The sequence below is a fragment of the Nonomuraea terrae genome, from assembly GCF_044465245.1.
Classification (GTDB): domain Bacteria; phylum Actinomycetota; class Actinomycetes; order Streptosporangiales; family Streptosporangiaceae; genus Nonomuraea; species Nonomuraea terrae.
In genome coordinates this window covers 372,385-387,853 of record NZ_JBITLL010000001.1, presented here as the reverse complement: position 1 = coordinate 387,853, position 15,469 = coordinate 372,385, and the positions used below count along the sequence as shown (strand labels likewise).

The window sequence follows — 15,469 nt, the reverse complement described above, 5'->3', positions numbered from 1 at the left end:
CGCATGCCCGGGGACGAACAGCTCAAACGACTTCAAATACCGCGTATCAGTTCTATGACCGCCCGTTCGACGGGACCCGCCGTGGCGAGCTGCCCGAAGTCCGCGTCCGCCCCCAGCTCGGTCAGCGCCGCCGCGATCGTCCGGTCCCGGTCGTACGCCTCCACCACGCGCGGGTCCACGTACGACGCCCTCGCCACGGTCGGCGTGTTGCCCAGGTATTCGGAGACCTCCCGCATCACCCGGGTGATCGCCCGTTTCCTGCCGCCCGGCCCGGTCCGGCCCGCCGGCCGGGACACCGCGAGGCCGACCGCCGCGAGCACCGTGGCGTGCCAGGTGCGGAAGTCCTTCGCGGTGACCTCGTAGCCGATGATCTCGCGCAGGTACTCGTTGATGTCCTCGCTGCGCACGTCGTTCCAGCCGCCGGCGTGCCGGTAGCGCAGCAGCTCGCCGTCCACGCCCAGCGCCTTGAGCGAGCGCAGCACCTTGCACGCGCCCGGGTCGGCCACCTCGACCTCGCGCGGGATGTCGCCCTTGGCCTGGTAGGAGCAGACGACGATGCCGTTCGCGCAGGTGACGTGATCCATCCTGAGCGTGGCCAGCCCGTAGGTGTCGTAGCTCTCACCGCCGATGCGGAAGAAGCCGATGTCGAGCAGCCGGGCGGCGGCGGCCAGGACCCGCTGCCGGGTCAGCCCGCGCCCCTTGAGCTGGTCGTCCACGGTCTTCCTGAACGCGGGCAGCCGCTCGGCCACCTCCAGCACCCGGTCGAACTTCGCCCGGTCCTGCTGTTCGCGCCAGGCGTCGTGGTAGCGGTACTGCCGCCGCCCGGCGGAGTCGGTGCCGACGGCCTGCAGATGGCCGTGGGGCGAGGCACAGATCCAGACGTCCGCCCAGGCCGGGGGGATGGCCAGGGACCTGATGCGCTCCAGCGTCTCGCGGTCGCGCACCGGCCGGCCGTCGGGGCCGACGTAGCCGAACCCGCGCCCCCGCCGACGCCGGATGATGCCCGGCTCACTCTGGTCGCTGAGGTGCAGGTCGACGTCGTTCCGGACAGCTTGCTCGGGCACGTTGCGCGGCTACCCACGACGTTAGGCCGCAAACGGCACGGGCAGGTGATGCGGCATGCATGACAACGGAAAGTGGCACGAGGAGCGGGATTCCCGAGGGCACGCCATGGTGCCCGCCACCCCGCGCGACGTGGTGCACATCAGGGTGGGCTCCTTCCTGCTGGTGTTCCTGTTCGCGTTCGCGGTGCTCGGTTTCATCACCGGGGCTGTGGTGTTGAGCGGCATCGCGGTCGTGCTGGGCGTCCTGACGGTGATCGACATCACCCTGGCGGTACGACGGCAGAAACGGCGGAGCGACGGAGAGGCGGGCTGACCCGGCATGGCACCACTTCGAGGGCGGGTGGCGGTGGTGACGGGCGCGAGCGGCGGTGTCGGGCGTGCCGTCGCCAGGGAGCTGGGCGCGCGCGGGGCCAAGGTGGCCCTGATCGCCCGGGGCACGACCGGGCTCGGAGCCGCGGCGGTGGACGTCGGGGCCGAGGGCGGCACGGGCCTCGGCTACGAGGCCGACATGGCCGACTACGACCAGGTACGGAGCGCGGCCGAGCGCATCGAGGCGGAGATGGGGCCGATTTCCGTATGGATCAACACTGCTTTTTCATCAGTTTTCGCGAAATTCTCCGACATATCCCCCGATGAGTATGAACGTACGACCGCGGTGACCTACCTGGGCTACGTCTGGGGCACCAAGGTGGCCCTGGACCTGATGCGCCCGCGCAACGCCGGCACGATCGTCCAGACCGGCTCGGCCCTGTCGTACCGCGGCATCCCCCTGCAGTCGGCGTACTGCGGCGCCAAGCACGCCATCAAGGGCTTCACCGAGTCGGTCCGCACGGAGCTGCTGGCCGACCGCAGCGGCATCGACATCACCCTCGTGCAACTGCCCGCGGTGAACACGCCCCAGTTCGAGTGGGTGCTGTCGAAGCTGCGCCGCCACCCCCAGCCCGTTCCCCCGATCTACCAGCCGGAGGTCGCGGCCCGCGCGATCGTGCACGCGGCCGAGCACCCCGAGCGCAAGGAGTACTGGGTGGGCGCCAGCACGGCCGCCACCCTCCTGGCCCAGCGCGTGGCCCCCGCTCTGGTGGACCGGTACTTGGCGAGGACCGGCACGAAGTCGCAGCAGACCGACGACAAGGAGCCGACCGGCGTGGCCAACCTGTGGCAGCCGGCCGACGAGTCCGCCGACTACGGCGCCCACGGCGCGTTCGACGACCGCTCGCACGGGCGCAGCGTGCAGTTCTGGCTGTCCAAGAACCGCCGCCCGGTGCTCGTGACGCTGGCCGGGGGCGCGGCGGCGGCCGCCATGGCCGCGCTGCGCGCCAGGCGCGCCTGAAACCGGCTCGGACCTCATCGGACCTGCCCGGACCTCCTCGGGCCTCCTCGGGCATCGGGACGGCCGCGTTAAGCCCGCCGGGCGCGGGTAGGCGTGGCTGGAATCCGTATCGAGGAGGTCCATGATGCCCGAACGCGATCTGCAGTACCTGGCCGACCTGGCGGCGCAACTGCGCGTCGACTCCGTACGGGCCGCGGCCGAGGCGGGCTCCGGCCATCCGACCTCGTCCATGTCGGCGGCCGACCTGATGGCCGTGCTGTTCGCCCGGCACCTGCGCTACGACTTCGCCGAGCCGGGCGACCCGGCCAACGACCACCTGATCTTCTCCAAGGGGCACGCCTCTCCCCTGCTGTACGCGCTCTACAAGGCGGCGGGGGCGATCTCCGACGAAGAGCTGCTGTCGTTCCGGCGCAGGGGCAGCCGGCTGGAGGGGCACCCCACGCCCCGGCTGCCCTGGGTGGACGTCGCCACCGGCTCGCTCGGCCAGGGGCTGCCCGTGGGAGTGGGCCTCGCCATGGCGGGACGGCTGGAACGCATGCCGTACCGGGTCTGGGTGTTGTGCGGCGACAGCGAGCTGGCGGAGGGCTCCATCTGGGAGGCCGCCGAGCACGCGGGCACCGAGGGGCTGGACAACCTGACGGCGATCGTGGACGTCAACCGGCTCGGCCAGCGCGGCCCCACCCGCCACGGCTGGGACACCGGCGCCTACGCGCGCAGGTTCGCCGCGTTCGGCTGGCACACGATCGAGGTCGACGGGCACGACCCCGCGCAGATCGACTACGCCCTGGAGGACGCCTGCGGCACCCGCCGCCGGCCCACCGTCGTCCTGGCCAAGACCCGCAAGGGCGAGGGCGTGCAGGACGTCGCCAACCGCGAGGGCGCCCACGGCAAGCCGCTCAAGGACGCCGCCCAGGCCATCGAGGAGCTCGGCGGCGTCCGCGACGTCCGCGTCCAGGTGCGGGCGCCGGAGGCGAACGGCTCGCCGTTCCGGTTCGAGGACGGGAAGCTGGAGCTGCCCGCGTACGACGTGGGCGACGAGGTCGCCACCCGGACGGCCTACGGTCAGGCGCTGGAGGCGCTCGGCGCGGCCCGTGGCGACGTCGTGGCGCTGGACGGCGAGGTGGCCGACTCCACCAAGGCCGAGGCGTTCGCCAAGGCGTTCCCGGAGCGGTTCTTCGAGATGTTCATCGCCGAGCAGCAGCTCGTGGCGGCCGCCGTCGGGCTGCAGGTGCGCGGGTGGAAGCCGTACGCGGCGACCTTCGCGGCGTTCCTCACCCGGGCGTACGACTTCATCCGGATGGCCGCGGTGAGCCGGGCGTCCGTGAAGCTGGTCGGCTCGCACGCGGGCGTCGCGATCGGCGAGGACGGGCCGTCCCAGATGGGGCTGGAGGACCTGGCCATGCTGCGGGCCGTGCACGGCAGCACCGTGCTCTACCCGTGCGACGCCAACCAGACGGCGGCGCTGACGGCCGAGATGGCCGACCTGGAGGGGATCTCCTACCTGCGGACCACGCGCGGCGACACGCCGGTCATCTACCCGCCGGGCGAGCGGTTCCCGGTGGGCGGCTCACGGGTGCTGCGCCAGTCCCCCGCTGACCGGGCCACGATCGTGGCCGCCGGGGTCACCGTGCACGAGGCGCTGGCGGCGGCCGACGAGCTGCGCGCGTCCGGGGTGCCGGTCGGGGTCATCGACCTGTACTCGGTCAAGCCCGTGGACACGGCGGCGCTGGCCGAGGCGGCCACCACCACCGGCAACCTGATCACGGTGGAGGACCACCGGATCGAGGGCGGGCTGGGCGACGCGGTCATGGACGCGGTGAGCGAGCTCGGTCCGCGGGTGGTGAAGCTGGCGGTGACCGACCTGCCCGGCTCGGCGACCCCGCATGAGCAGCTCGCCGACGCCCGCATCGACCGCAACGCCATCGCCGGGGCCGTCAAGCGGCTGCTGTGACGAGCACGAGGAAGCCGGCGACCCGGGCCGCCGGCGGTGCGTCCACGAAGAAGCCGGCGAGCGGGGCGAGCGGTGGTGCGCCCACGAAGAAGGAGCCGGCGAGCGGGGCGGGCGGTGGTTCACCGCCGCCCCCTCGCCGGCTCCTGACGGCCGGGGCTCCGGTCAGCGGGACTTGGCCGTGGCCTTGCGGTTCGCCTTCTTGATGGCGTCGACCAGCTCCTGCTTCTTCATCTTCGAACGGCCCTTGACGCCCAGCTTGGCGGCCACGTCCTGCAGGTGCTCCTTGCTGGCGTTGGCGTCGACCCCCTCGGCGGTCCGGCCCGACCGGTCCGTCGCGCCCTTGTCCGAGGGGCCCTTCTTCGACTTCGGCTCCCAGTGGTCTCCCACCTTCTCGAAGGAGTGCTTGAGCGCCGCGAAGGCCGTCATGTGGGCGCGCCGCCCCTCTCCGTACTCCTTGACCGCGGAGTCGTGCGCCTTGATCCACGTGTTCTGCGCCTTCTTCGGCGAGCGCTTGATGGTCGAAGGCAGTTCTTCGACTGCTGGCATTCCGTTTCACCTCCTACAGCGGCGGTTCGTCGTAGTGCCTCCGCTCCTCGTACACGGTGGTGCGGCGAGCCTCGGGCTCCTCGTAGATCTCGTGGCGGTGCACCGGCTCGTCGATGGGGCCGACCGCCCTGCGCGTCACGCTGATCCGGTAGATGCCGAACCCGAGTCCGACCAGGCCACCGAGCATGAGGATCACGCCGACTACGTTGATGTCGAGGCCGGCGAGGTCGAACTCGACGGCCCAGGTGAGGATCGCCCCGAGCATGATGAGGATGATGCTTCCGGCGATGGTCATCAGATTTACCTCCTTGACACGAAGGAACCCCTATCCACATGTCGAAAAACAAACCCGTCGTGGTGATCGGACTGATGGGCTCAGGCAAGACGACCGCGGGCCGGCTGATCGGCGAGGCGCTCGGCCTGCCGTTGAGCGACAGCGACCCGTACCTGAAGGCCAGGCACGGAGGGACGGCCGCGCAGATCGCCGCCCGCGAGGGCGCCGAGGCATTGCACCGGTACGAGGCCGAGCACGTGCTGCACGAGCTGGAGGGCGAGCCGAAGGTGATCGCGGCGGCGGCCAGCACGGTGGAGGATCCGCGGGTGCGCACGGCGCTGAAGCAGGCGTTCGCGGTCTGGCTGGACGCCGCCGACGAGGTGCTGGCCGAGCGGATGCGATCCAGCGACCACCGGCCCGACTTCGGCCCGGCGGCGATGCGGGCGCGGCGCGAGCCGTACTTCCGTGCGGTGGCGGACGCGGTCTACGACGTCGGCGAGCTCCGCCCCGAGCAGGTGCGCGACGCGGTGCTGCGGGACCTCGGTTCGCCCGCCGCCGATCAGGCGTGATAGACCACGGGGGATGTTCGCCGACAAGCCCACGCTCGCGGGAGAGCGCGTCACCCTGGTCCCGGTCGGCCCCGAGCACGCCGAGGGCCTGGTCGAGCTGGTCTCCGACCCCGAGGTGCGCAGGCTGAGCGGCTCGCACGCCGGGGTCGACGCCGGCCTGGCCCGCCAGTGGTACGCCACCCGCGCCGGCCAGCCCAACCGCCTGGACCTCGCGATCACGGCCGGCGGCGCGTACGTCGGCGAGGTCGTGCTCAACGAGGTCGACACCGCCAACCTGTCGTGCAACCTGCGCATCGCCCTGATCGGCCCACGGGTCTTCGGCAAGGGCTACGGCAGCGAGGCCATCGAGCTGGTCCTCGCGCACGCCTTCCGCACCACGCCGCTGCACCGGATCAGGCTCAGCGTCTACGCCTTCAACGACCGCGCCCGGCACGTCTACGAGAAGGCCGGATTCGTCGCCGAGGGCGTCGAACGCGACGCCCTGCTGTGGGACGGCGCCTGGCACGACTGCGTGCTCATGGCCGTCCTGCGGCCGGATTGGCAGGCAAGATCCGGAAGGCTGGCATAATGATCATGGCGCCGGGGTCCCCCGAGGCGCGCGGGGGACCTGTGGCGTCGTTTTTGCCAACCATTGGGCGGTGTCGTGCATCTAAGCTGCAGTGACGATGCGCTTGGTGCCTGGTGACCCGGAAAGGCTTGGCGGCCTCTGGCTGGCCGCCAGGCTGGGCGCGGGCGGGAGCGGCGTGGTCTACGACGCCTACGACGACGAGGGCCGCAGGTTCGCCGTCACCGTCCCTCGGGGTGCGGCGAGCGCTCAGGAGTTCTCCGGGGTGCCCGGCCGGCACCTGGCGGAGGTGGTCGCCGTCGGCGTCGACGGCGGCGTCCCGTACGTCGTCAGCGAGTTCGTCGACGGCCCCGATCTGCGGCGTGCCGTCGAGCTGCACGGCCCGTACACCGGTGACGAGCTGGTGGCGCTGGCCGGCGCGCTCGCGTCCGCCCTGGACGCGTTGCACGCGGCCGGGCTGGCGCATCGCGGGCTGAACCCGGGCAGCGTGCTGCTGGCCCCCGGCGGGCCCAAGGTGATCGAGCTGGGGCTCCCGGCCGGGGAGACGGTCGGCGGGGCGTACACGTACCTGGCGCCCGAGGTGGTGACCGGGCAGGAGGCCGAGGCGGCGGCGGACGTGTTCGCCTGGGGCGCGGTGGTGCTGTTCGCGGCCACCGGGCGCGACCCGTTCCGCGGCGAAAGCCTGGGCGGCGTGATGAGACGGCTGCTCACCGCCGACCCCGATCTGAGCTGCCTGCCGGCGCCGCTGGGCGAGCTGGTCGGGCGGGCGCTGGCCAAGGATCCGGCCGAGCGGCCGGCGGCGTCCGAGCTGCTGGTCGAGAGCGCCGTCGAGCTGGGCCCGCCCGAAGGCCACGTACGCCCGCCGTCGCTGGGCGAGGCGGCCGAGCAGGTCTACCTGTCGCTCACGCCCGCCCAGCAGCAGGAGGTGCCGGGGCTGCTGCTGCGCCTGCTCGACGGCGACAGCCCCCACGACGAGGGTGACGTGCTGGCCCCGCTCATGGAGGCCGGCCTCGTCGTACGCCGCAGCGTGCGCGTGCCGCCCGCCGAGACCGCCGTCGGCAAGCTGGTGGCCGTCAGCGACGACCGGGTGGCGCCCGCCAGCGCCGCGCTCTACCGCGCCTGGCCACGGCTGCGCGGCTGGGTCGCCGACGAGCGCGACGGCCTGCCGGTGCACCGCCGCATCCGCGAGGCCGCCCGTCACTGGTCGGAGCACCGCCGCGGGCGCGGCCACCTGCTGCGCGGCGCCGAGCTCGACACGGCGCTCGGCTGGGCCGCGACCAAGCGCCGCCACCTGCGGCTCAACCAGCTCGAACGCGACTTCATCGCCGACAGCGTGGCGCAGTCCAAGCAGCGCAGGAAGCTGCTGGCGCCGTCGGTGGCGACGCTGGGTGCGCTGCTGGCGGCGGCGGTGACGATGTCCGTGGTGTCGGTGCAGGGGCAGAACGACCTGCGCGTACGCGTCATCGAGGCCGACGCCCGGGCCGTGGCCGCCAGGGCGGAGTCGCTGCGGACGTCCGACCCGCGGACCGCGATGCGGCTGAGCGTGGCCGCGTGGCGGCTGTCGCCGGTGCCGGAGGCGCGAGCGGCGCTGCAGGCCTCGCTCGTGCAGCCGGAGCTGGCCGTCTTCACCGCTCCCTGGGCCGAGCCGGGAGCCCGCCACGTGCTCCGCGGCGACGAGCTCGTCAGATGGGACACCGGCGGGGTCACCGTCTGGGACGTCGTCGGCGGGCGGCGGCCGGCGACGTACCGGCTGCCGGCCGGCAGCGCGGCGCTGAGCGGCGACGGCCGGTACGCCGAGGACGCGGACGGGCGGCCGTTCGAGGTGACCACCGGGCGGGCGCCCGCCGGGACGACGGTCTTCGCGATCGGGCGGGGCAACCGGACCAAGGTGTATCGGGGCACGCGCGTGCTGTTCGACGTGGCCGACCGGAAGGCGGCGATCTCGCCCGACGGGTCCAGGGTGGCGTTGTCGGGGCTGGACGGCCGGGTGGAGCTGTGGGAGGTCGCGCCGCGGCGGGCGCGGGTCGGGGTCGTGAAGGTCGAGCCGCTCACCGGCGCCGACGTCTCCGCGCCGGCCGTGGCGTTCAGCCCGTCGGGCACCACGCTGGCCGTGGCCGGGCGCGACGGGGTGACGCTCGTGGAGGCCGGCGTACGCGGCGTGACGCCCTCCACCAAGTATCCCCACCCCGTCACCGCCACCCGCACTCCTCCGGACTCCGGCCGGACCCTCGACCGCCTCTCCCCGAACCCGCGCGCCCTCACCACCACCTCCACGCCACGCCCCCGGAACGACACCGCCGCGGGCATCCGCGCCCCGCGCCCGAGCACAGACGCGAGCGCCTCTCGCCCGCTGGAGTCGCGCTCGGCCGAGGACACGCGCGCCGCTCGCCTTTCGGAGACGTCTCAGTCTCCGCTTCCCGCCGGTGGGGAGCGGCGCGGCACCGAGGTGGACGGCGGCTCCGAGGAGCTCCGCGTCATTCGACTGGCCCCCACACCCGCGACGCGTGGCACCTCCGGAGCCGGGAGGTCCTCCGGTGCGGGCACGACGCCTGAGCCGGGAACCCCGCGGGAGGCGTCTGGTGCGGAGGCCGGCTCGGCGGGTCGGGAGCGTGTTCCGGGGCCGGGGCGGGATGCGGCCGGCTGGGGCGTCGAGGTGCGGGACGGCGTCGAGGTCGTGCCGGGCGCCTCGGCCGGGCCGCCGGTCTTCAGCCCCGACGGCCGCCTGCTCGCCCTGCCCGGCGACGGCGAGGTACGCGTCTGGAACGTCGCCGAACGCCGCCTGACCGGCTCCTACCCTCTGAGGGACCCCGGCCACGGCCTGGCGTTCTCCGCCGACGGCCGCGTCCTGCGCTACCTCACCGCCACCGGCTCCGTCGTCTCGCTCGACGTCTCCGGCCTGCCGGCGCCGTCCGGCGACGACCACGTGGCCGAGTTCTCCGGCAACGGCCGCGTCGCCGCCAAGGAGGTCGGCAACACGATCGAGCTCACCGACGCCGTGCGGCACACCACGCTCGGCCGCATCGACGCCGCCGGCGACCTGGCGTTCGACGCGGCCGGTCGGCTGCTGGCCGTCGCGGGCGACCCGGTGACCGTGTGGGAGGTGGCCGGCGGCAGGCGGGTGGCCGCCATCGAGGCGGGCGGCGAGGTCCCGTCCGTGGCGCTCTCCCCCGACGGCCGCACGCTGGCCACGGCGCGCGGCGGCGTCGTGGAGACCTGGGACGTCCGCACCGGCCGCCGCGTCAAGGCGTACGAGGGGGCGGGCGCTCCGGCGCTGGCCTTCAGCCCCGACGGCACGACCCTGGCCGCCGGCGCGCGCCTGCTCGACCTGCGGACGGGTCAGGTCACCCCGCTGGAACGCGCGGCCCGCGCCGGTGACGGGGCCGAGGCGACCGCGCTGGCGTTCTCGCCCGACGGCCACCGGCTGGCGTTCGGGCTGGAGGGCGGCCGGGTGCTCCTCTGGGACGCCCGCGATCGAAAGCCTCTCGGCACGATCGAGGCGGGCCCCGCGCCGGTGGACGAACTGCGCTTCTCCCCCGGCGGCGACCTGCTGGCCGTGGACGCGACCCGGACGTCGTTGTGGGACGCCCGTTCGCTGCGCGAGGTCGGCCAGATCGGCTCGTGGGCCGGTGGGCTCGCCTTCAGCCAGGACGGCCGCCGGCTGCGCGGCGTCGCCCTCGACGGCACCGTACGCGAGACGGCGGTCGACCCGGCGCTGGCGGTGCGGGAGGTGTGCGCCCGCGCGGGCGGCCCGCTGAGCAGGGCGGAGTGGACCCGTCTGATCCCGGAGAGCGGCTACCGCGACATCTGCTAGGCCGTCGTCGGCGTGGCGTTCCCGGAAGCGGCGGACCGGGCCGAGCCGGTGCGGCCGGAGACGTCGACGGAGTCCAGCGGGACCGGCGTGAACATGGGCGGCTCCTCCTCGGGTGTCAGCGCCGTGGGCCCATAGATCCAATCGGTGAACGAGTAGTCGTGGGTGTCGCGGGCCCGCAGGAGCGCGTTGCGCCGGAGGCGGGCGACGCCGTCCAGGTGCCACAGCTCGCCCCAGGCGCGGGCCGTGGTCAGGACGCGTCGGCAGTGTTCGGGACGGACGGCTTCGTAGGCCGCGAGGGCGCCCCGCCAGTCGATCGAGCCGTCATCGGCGCGGCGCGCGGCGGCGTGCCTGGCGAGCACCCAGCCGTCCTCGATGGCCATGACCGCGCCCTGGGCCATGTACTGCAGCGGCGGGTGGGCGGCGTCGCCGAGCAGCGCGATGTGGCCGTCGACCCACGTCATGATGGGGTCGCGGTCGAACATCCGCCACCAGCGGTCGCGCCACATCAGCGGGATGCCGGCCTGGACGTCCGGGCAGGTCGCGGCGAAGGCGTGGTCGAGCTCGTCGGGTGTGCCCCAGTCCTCCTCACCCGCGAGGGCCTTGGGGGACTGGAAGACCGCGACCTGGTTGAGCATCTCGCCGCCGCGCAGCCCGTAGTGGACGAAGTGGCAGCGCGGGCCGACGTGGACCGAGACCTCGCTGAGATCGACGTCGCGGCCGACCTGTTCGATGGGTACGGCGGCGCGGTAAGCGACGTAGGAGGAGCTGACCGGCTGGTCGTCGGCCAGGAGTCCGCGTGCGACAGAATGCAGGCCGTCGGCGGCGATGACGATCCCGGCCTCGTCGGCGCGGCCGTCCGCCAGCAGTACCTGGGCGCCGGACGCGGTGTTCTCGTAGCCGCTGACCCGGGCGTCGGTGACCAGGTCGACTGCCGCGCGCCGGCAGGCGCGCAGGAAGATGCCGTGCAGGTCGCTGCGGTGGATGACCATGTACGGGAAGCCGTACACGCGTTCCAGGTCGGCCAGGTCCAGGCGGGTCAGCTCGCCGCCGTCGACGGCGTCGCGCATCACCATGCTCTTCGGCAGCACGCCGAGGCTCTTGGCCTCGTCCAGCAGGCCGTAGTCGTGCAGGATCCGGGTGCAGTTGGGCGCGATCTGCAGGCCGGCGCCGACCTCCCCGAACGCGCGGGCCCGCTCCAGGACGCGCACCCGCAGGCCCTCGCGGGCGAGGGCGAAGGCGGCGCTCAGGCCGCCGATGCCGCCTCCGACGATCAGGACATCGACGGGGTTCGCGGACACAGGTGTGGTCACGTCGCTCTCCTCGATCGGGTGACCGCTCACAACCACGCCGGCAGCGCCGGAGCGGGGAAGCCGCCGGCCGTGGTCAGCGCGTGCGGACGGCCGGCGAGGTACGCCGCGACCTCCGCGAGCGGGCCGGTGACGGCGGTGGCGTCGTCTTCACCGGACAGTTCCCAGCGGTCGCCGGTGTCGGCGGCGGCGAGGACGACCGAGGGCCCGGCAGCGTCGCCGCGCTTGCCCGCGATGTCGTCGGCCAGGGCGGCCAGGAAACCGGCGGGAAGGTCGGCGAAGGAGACACCGGCGGCCAGGTCGACGGCGTGCACCCAGACCTCGCGCGAACGCAACCACGGGATCTCGGTCGCGGGGACCGTACGGCCCTGGGCGGTGACCACTTCGGCGTTCCACTGGTCGGAGCTCAGCGCGGCGGTGCCTGCGGCGAGCCGGTCCGCGGACTCGTGCAGCCAGGCGGCCAGTTCGGCGGCGGGCTTGACGGAGCCGGCCTCGATGTCGGCATTGCGCTGGCCCATCGAGGAGTACATCGGGGTCTTCTCGCCGGTGGCGGCCCAGCGCACCAGGTTGCTCAGCGCGTCGGCGTTCGCCGCCACGTGCGCGACCAGGTGCTTGCGGGTCCAGCCGGGGAGCCCGCAGGGGGCGAGGTACTGCTCCTCGCCCCACCCGGCGACGGTGTCGAGGAACCGTTCGGTGCCGGCCGCGCTCCAGCTCATCGCGTCCTCGAACGTGCGGCGCATCAGGCCGCGCCCTCCTTGGCCACGGTGTTCTGGAGCCGGCCGATGCCCTGGATCTCGGTGACGACGCGCTCGCCGGCGGTCAGGTAGCGCTTGGGGTCGCGGGCGTGGCCGCCGCCGCCGGGGGTGCCGGTGGCGATGATGTCGCCGGGGTTGAGGCGCTTGCCCTGCAGCCACTGCTGGGTGCGGTACTGCCAGTCCCGGCGGGTGATGTCGTTGAGAACGGTGAATCCGGCGATCGCGGCCTCGGCCTCGGCGCCCCTGGCACGGCGGACCGGCGCGCCGATCACCACGGCGAGCTCGACCTCCCAGTCGAACTGGGAGGTCTCCTGCTCGAAACCGCGGTAGAGCTCTTCGAGCGCGGGGGTGACATCGGGCTGGCCAGGCGCGTCGACCGCACGGAGCCGCACCGGGGACTCCGGCGTGGTGACAGGGCTGCTCATGCGCCTAATATCGCTGCTGTCGCACTGTGCAGAACAGCAATTTCTGCTCTGCAGAATAGAGACGTCATGGACAAGCCGCTGAAGAACCCGCCGACCTACATGATCAACAGTGTTGATCACGCGTTGCGGATCGCCGCGATGCTGCAGATGGAGGGCGAGCTGACCGTCTCGGAGGTCGCCGAGCGGCTGGGCGTGGCCCGCTCCACCGCGCATCGGCTGCTCGCGATGCTGGTGTACCGGGACTTCGCGGTCCAGGGCGCTCGGCGCCTCTACCGGGCCGGCCCGGTCCTGGAGCTCGCCGCCCACTCCCCCTCGGTCGTGTCCCGGCTGCGGGCGGTGGCCCTGCCGCACCTGCGCCGGCTGGTCGACGTGCTCGACGAGTCCGTCAACCTGGCGGTGCGCACGGGGGACACGGTCCGGTTCATCGCCGGCGTCGAGTGCTTCCAGAGCCTGCGGGTGGGCTCCCGTGAGGGCATGGTGTTCCCCGCCCACCGCACCACGGCGGGACTGCTCCTGCTGGCCGAGCTGACCGACGAGGAGCTCGAGGCGGTCTACCCGGCCGAGCGGTACACCGACCGTCCCGGAGACCGGCCCGACCTGGAACGGCTGCGTACGGAGCTGGCCCGGGTGCGGCGCAACGGTTTCGTGCTCAACCAGGGCCGCTCCGAGCGCGGCGTGGTCGCGATCGGCGTGCCGCTCCGGGCCCGGGACGGGGACGCCCTCGCCGGCGTGTCGGTGTCGATGCCGAGCGGACGCTACCACCGGCACCGGCTGCCATCACTGGTCGACGCCCTCCGCCACGCCGCGGTCGCCATCGAGGCCGATCTCGCCCGCGGCGTCTGAACGGGCACCGGACGCGATCAGTCGTCCGGGGAGAGCTTGAGGATCTTGCCCTTGGGGCTGGCGACGAGGTAGCCGGAGCGGTAGCCGTCGGAGACGTAGACCAGCAGCACCTGCCGCATCGCGGCGAAGGCGTAGTCGGGGTCGACGATGAGGTAGCGGGAGGTGGGCTTGGGCACGCCGAGGTCTCTGTTGGCCCTTCTCAGCAGGGCGGGGATGGCGTCCCAGTCGAAGGCGCCGAGGTCGACCAGCGGCGTGCCGACCTTGCCGCCCCTGCCCGCGTGGATGACCGCGCCGTCACGGTAGGCGTAGGTGTCGTAGAGCTCGGGGTCGTCTTTGAGCGGGACGTCGATGGAGGCGTACGTCGGGTAGACCACCATCTCGACGATCTTGCTGCCGCCGATGACCGGGCGGAGTTCGGTGATCATGCTCCGGATGCCGGAAGGGGTCAGGAGGTTCTCCTCCTCCGGCTCGGCGGTGCCGGTCGGTGAGCCGGTCGGCAGGCCGGGGGCGGAGGTGGGCGTCACCCGGCCGGCGTACGGGACGGTGCCCATCCCCGGCGCGGGGAGGAAGTGCCAGACCAGCACCCCGGCCACCACGACCGCCGACAACGACAGCGCCACCGCCGCTCCCGCACCGCCGCGGCGGCGGGGGCGCGGCCCGGGGACCTCCCACGACGCCGGCCCATCCGGCGGGACGGCGCCGGACGACGGCACCGGCCCCCCGGAGCGCTGGGCCCGCCCCATGGACGCCGGCCCTCCGGGCCGCTGGGCCGATCCCATGGGGGGCTGCTCCGGCGCGGGATTCCGGCCGGGCGTCCCCGCGTCCGGCGCCGGAGTCCAAGGATCCCGGTCCGGTGTTCCGCCGGGCGCCGAGGTCCAGGAATCCCCGTCCGGTGTCCCCGCGCGCGGCGCCGAGGTCCAGGAACGCGGGTCCGGTGTTCCGCCGTGCCGCGCCGACGCTCGGGGATCCCCGTCCGGTGTCCCCGCGTGCGGCTCCGGCGTCCAGGGGTCCCGGTCGGGCTGCGCGGACGTCCAGGGACGCTCGGCCGGACCCATGGGGGCGGGCGTCCTGGGAGGGTGACCCGACGCTCTGGGATGCCGGGCCGAGCCCGTGGTGTGGGGAGGAGGCGCGGGGGCCTCGCCCGGGTCGGCCGCCGCGGCCAGCATGAGGTCGAGGGTCTCGGTGTCCGGCCGGGCCGCCGGGTCGCGCGTGAGCAGCGCCTTCAGGACGGGCCCGAGCGGCCCGGCGTGTCCGGGCGGCGGCACGTCCTGGTTGAGCACGGCCGCCAGCGTCGCCAGCGTGGTGCTCCTGCGCAGCGGATGCCGCCCCTCGACGGCGACGTACAACATCATGCCGAGCGACCACAGGTCGGAGGCCGGATCGCCTTCGACGCCGTTGATGCGCTCGGGCGCCATGTACTCGGGCGAGCCGATGAACGCTCCCGTGGCCGTCAGGTTCGTGGACTCGCGTACGGCCGCGATGCCGAAGTCGCTCAGCACCGACCGGCCGTCCTCGCGCAGCAGGACGTTGGCGGGTTTGACGTCGCGGTGCTGGATGCCGACCGCGTGCGCGGCCCGCAACGCGGACAGCACCTCGCGGCCGAGGCGGGCGGCGTCGGCGGGCGGCATGGGGCCGCGCTGGATGCGGTCCTGCAGTGAGCCGCCGGTGACCAGCTCCATGACGATCCACGGGTAGCCGTGCTCACCGGGGTCGACGATGTGGTGGATCGTGGCGACGTGCGGGTGGTTGAGCCGGGCGAGCGCGCGGGCCTCCCGCAGCACCCGTGCCCGCAGCCCGCGGGCGCCGTCGTGCCCGTCCATGGACGGATAGGGCGGACGCACTTCCTTGAGGGCGACTTCACGGTGCAGGGCGACGTCCCAGGCCCGCCACACCAGGCCCATGCCCCCGCCGCCGAGCCGCTCCACGAGTTCGAAGCGGCCGTCGATCACCCGATTGCCCATGCAGAGCAGCGTAGGCCGGACACGCCGCCCGCGGCCATGAGAAGCGTTATCAGAGACGAGATCGAGTC

Annotated in this window: 14 protein-coding genes; 7 read left to right on the top strand and 7 right to left on the bottom strand. The window is 73.6% G+C overall.

The window, feature by feature from the left end; genetic code table 11:
* Positions 1–32: 32 nt before the first annotated feature.
* Positions 33–1,064, bottom strand: coding sequence for a DNA topoisomerase IB (locus ACIBP6_RS01825; protein WP_397047770.1), 1,032 nt, complete (start codon positions 1,062–1,064; stop codon positions 33–35).
* A 55-nt stretch (positions 1,065–1,119) separates the two neighbouring features.
* Between ACIBP6_RS01825 and ACIBP6_RS01820 the strand changes: the two genes are divergently transcribed.
* From ACIBP6_RS01820 to ACIBP6_RS01810, 3 genes are all read left to right on the top strand, one after another.
* Complete coding sequence (locus ACIBP6_RS01820) at positions 1,120–1,377, top strand: hypothetical protein (protein ID WP_397047768.1); 258 nt, start codon at positions 1,120–1,122, stop codon at positions 1,375–1,377.
* A 6-nt stretch (positions 1,378–1,383) separates the two neighbouring features.
* The gene (locus tag ACIBP6_RS01815) at positions 1,384–2,394 is read left to right on the top strand and encodes an SDR family oxidoreductase (protein ID WP_397047767.1); all 1,011 of its coding nucleotides are present in this window, start codon (positions 1,384–1,386) and stop codon (positions 2,392–2,394) included.
* A 124-nt stretch (positions 2,395–2,518) separates the two neighbouring features.
* Positions 2,519–4,345 (top strand): transketolase, encoded by a 1,827-nt coding sequence (locus ACIBP6_RS01810; RefSeq protein ID WP_397047765.1) that lies wholly within the window; start codon positions 2,519–2,521, stop codon positions 4,343–4,345.
* Positions 4,346–4,507: 162 nt separating this feature from the next.
* On the opposite strand, the gene ACIBP6_RS01805 is transcribed toward ACIBP6_RS01810, so the two are convergent.
* On the bottom strand, positions 4,508–4,891 hold the full coding sequence (locus ACIBP6_RS01805; RefSeq protein ID WP_132613192.1) for a ChaB family protein: 384 nt from the start codon (positions 4,889–4,891) through the stop codon (positions 4,508–4,510).
* 13 nt (positions 4,892–4,904) lie between these two features.
* Complete coding sequence (locus ACIBP6_RS01800; RefSeq protein ID WP_111177880.1) at positions 4,905–5,186, bottom strand: hypothetical protein; 282 nt, start codon at positions 5,184–5,186, stop codon at positions 4,905–4,907.
* Positions 5,187–5,224: 38 nt separating this feature from the next.
* Between ACIBP6_RS01800 and ACIBP6_RS01795 the strand changes: the two genes are divergently transcribed.
* The 3 genes from ACIBP6_RS01795 (at position 5,225) to ACIBP6_RS01785 (ending at position 10,110) form a co-directional block, all read left to right on the top strand.
* Entirely contained in the window at positions 5,225–5,734 is a 510-nt protein-coding gene (locus ACIBP6_RS01795; protein WP_397047762.1) for a shikimate kinase, read from the top strand.
* Positions 5,735–5,747: 13 nt separating this feature from the next.
* Positions 5,748–6,302 carry a GNAT family N-acetyltransferase gene (locus ACIBP6_RS01790; RefSeq protein ID WP_397047760.1) on the top strand — a complete coding sequence of 185 codons (555 nt, stop codon included), beginning with the start codon at positions 5,748–5,750 and terminating at the stop codon, positions 6,300–6,302.
* Positions 6,303–6,399: 97 nt separating this feature from the next.
* Positions 6,400–10,110, top strand: a complete 3,711-nt coding sequence (locus ACIBP6_RS01785; RefSeq protein ID WP_397047758.1) for a protein kinase domain-containing protein — start codon at positions 6,400–6,402, stop codon at positions 10,108–10,110.
* Here the strand turns inward: ACIBP6_RS01785 and ACIBP6_RS01780 are convergent.
* The 3 genes from ACIBP6_RS01780 to ACIBP6_RS46805 are packed head-to-tail and all read right to left on the bottom strand — an operon-like array spanning position 10,107 to position 12,597.
* The gene (locus ACIBP6_RS01780; protein ID WP_397047756.1) at positions 10,107–11,420 is read right to left on the bottom strand and encodes an FAD-dependent oxidoreductase; all 1,314 of its coding nucleotides are present in this window, start codon (positions 11,418–11,420) and stop codon (positions 10,107–10,109) included. The genes ACIBP6_RS01785 and ACIBP6_RS01780 overlap by 4 nt on opposite strands.
* A 26-nt stretch (positions 11,421–11,446) precedes the next feature.
* Positions 11,447–12,157 (bottom strand): maleylpyruvate isomerase family mycothiol-dependent enzyme, encoded by a 711-nt coding sequence (locus ACIBP6_RS01775; protein ID WP_397047755.1) that lies wholly within the window; start codon positions 12,155–12,157, stop codon positions 11,447–11,449.
* Entirely contained in the window at positions 12,157–12,597 is a 441-nt protein-coding gene (locus tag ACIBP6_RS46805; RefSeq protein WP_449593540.1) for a fumarylacetoacetate hydrolase family protein, read from the bottom strand. Before ACIBP6_RS46805 ends, ACIBP6_RS01775 begins: the two co-directional genes overlap by 1 nt.
* A 66-nt stretch (positions 12,598–12,663) precedes the next feature.
* Here ACIBP6_RS46805 and ACIBP6_RS01760 point away from each other — a divergent pair, with 66 nt between their 5' ends.
* Complete coding sequence (locus tag ACIBP6_RS01760) at positions 12,664–13,440, top strand: IclR family transcriptional regulator (protein ID WP_397047753.1); 777 nt, start codon at positions 12,664–12,666, stop codon at positions 13,438–13,440.
* Between the two features lie 17 nt (positions 13,441–13,457).
* Here ACIBP6_RS01760 and ACIBP6_RS01755 read toward each other — a convergent pair whose 3' ends face one another.
* On the bottom strand, positions 13,458–15,401 hold the full coding sequence (locus ACIBP6_RS01755) for a serine/threonine-protein kinase (RefSeq protein WP_397047751.1): 1,944 nt from the start codon (positions 15,399–15,401) through the stop codon (positions 13,458–13,460).
* Between the last annotated feature and the right edge of the window lie 68 nt (positions 15,402–15,469).

Coding starts and splice junctions, on each gene's coding strand:
- ACIBP6_RS01820 (WP_397047768.1), top strand. CDS start 1,120: ATGCATGACAACGGAAAGTGGCACGAGGAGCGGGATTCCCGAGGGCAC.
- ACIBP6_RS01815 (WP_397047767.1), top strand. CDS start 1,384: ATGGCACCACTTCGAGGGCGGGTGGCGGTGGTGACGGGCGCGAGCGGC.
- ACIBP6_RS01810 (WP_397047765.1), top strand. CDS start 2,519: ATGCCCGAACGCGATCTGCAGTACCTGGCCGACCTGGCGGCGCAACTG.
- ACIBP6_RS01805 (WP_132613192.1), bottom strand. CDS start 4,891: ATGCCAGCAGTCGAAGAACTGCCTTCGACCATCAAGCGCTCGCCGAAG.
- ACIBP6_RS01800 (WP_111177880.1), bottom strand. CDS start 5,186: ATGACCATCGCCGGAAGCATCATCCTCATCATGCTCGGGGCGATCCTC.
- ACIBP6_RS01795 (WP_397047762.1), top strand. CDS start 5,225: ATGTCGAAAAACAAACCCGTCGTGGTGATCGGACTGATGGGCTCAGGC.
- ACIBP6_RS01790 (WP_397047760.1), top strand. CDS start 5,748: ATGTTCGCCGACAAGCCCACGCTCGCGGGAGAGCGCGTCACCCTGGTC.
- ACIBP6_RS01785 (WP_397047758.1), top strand. CDS start 6,400: ATGCGCTTGGTGCCTGGTGACCCGGAAAGGCTTGGCGGCCTCTGGCTG.
- ACIBP6_RS01775 (WP_397047755.1), bottom strand. CDS start 12,157: ATGCGCCGCACGTTCGAGGACGCGATGAGCTGGAGCGCGGCCGGCACC.
- ACIBP6_RS46805 (WP_449593540.1), bottom strand. CDS start 12,597: ATGAGCAGCCCTGTCACCACGCCGGAGTCCCCGGTGCGGCTCCGTGCG.
- ACIBP6_RS01760 (WP_397047753.1), top strand. CDS start 12,664: ATGGACAAGCCGCTGAAGAACCCGCCGACCTACATGATCAACAGTGTT.
- ACIBP6_RS01755 (WP_397047751.1), bottom strand. CDS start 15,401: ATGGGCAATCGGGTGATCGACGGCCGCTTCGAACTCGTGGAGCGGCTC.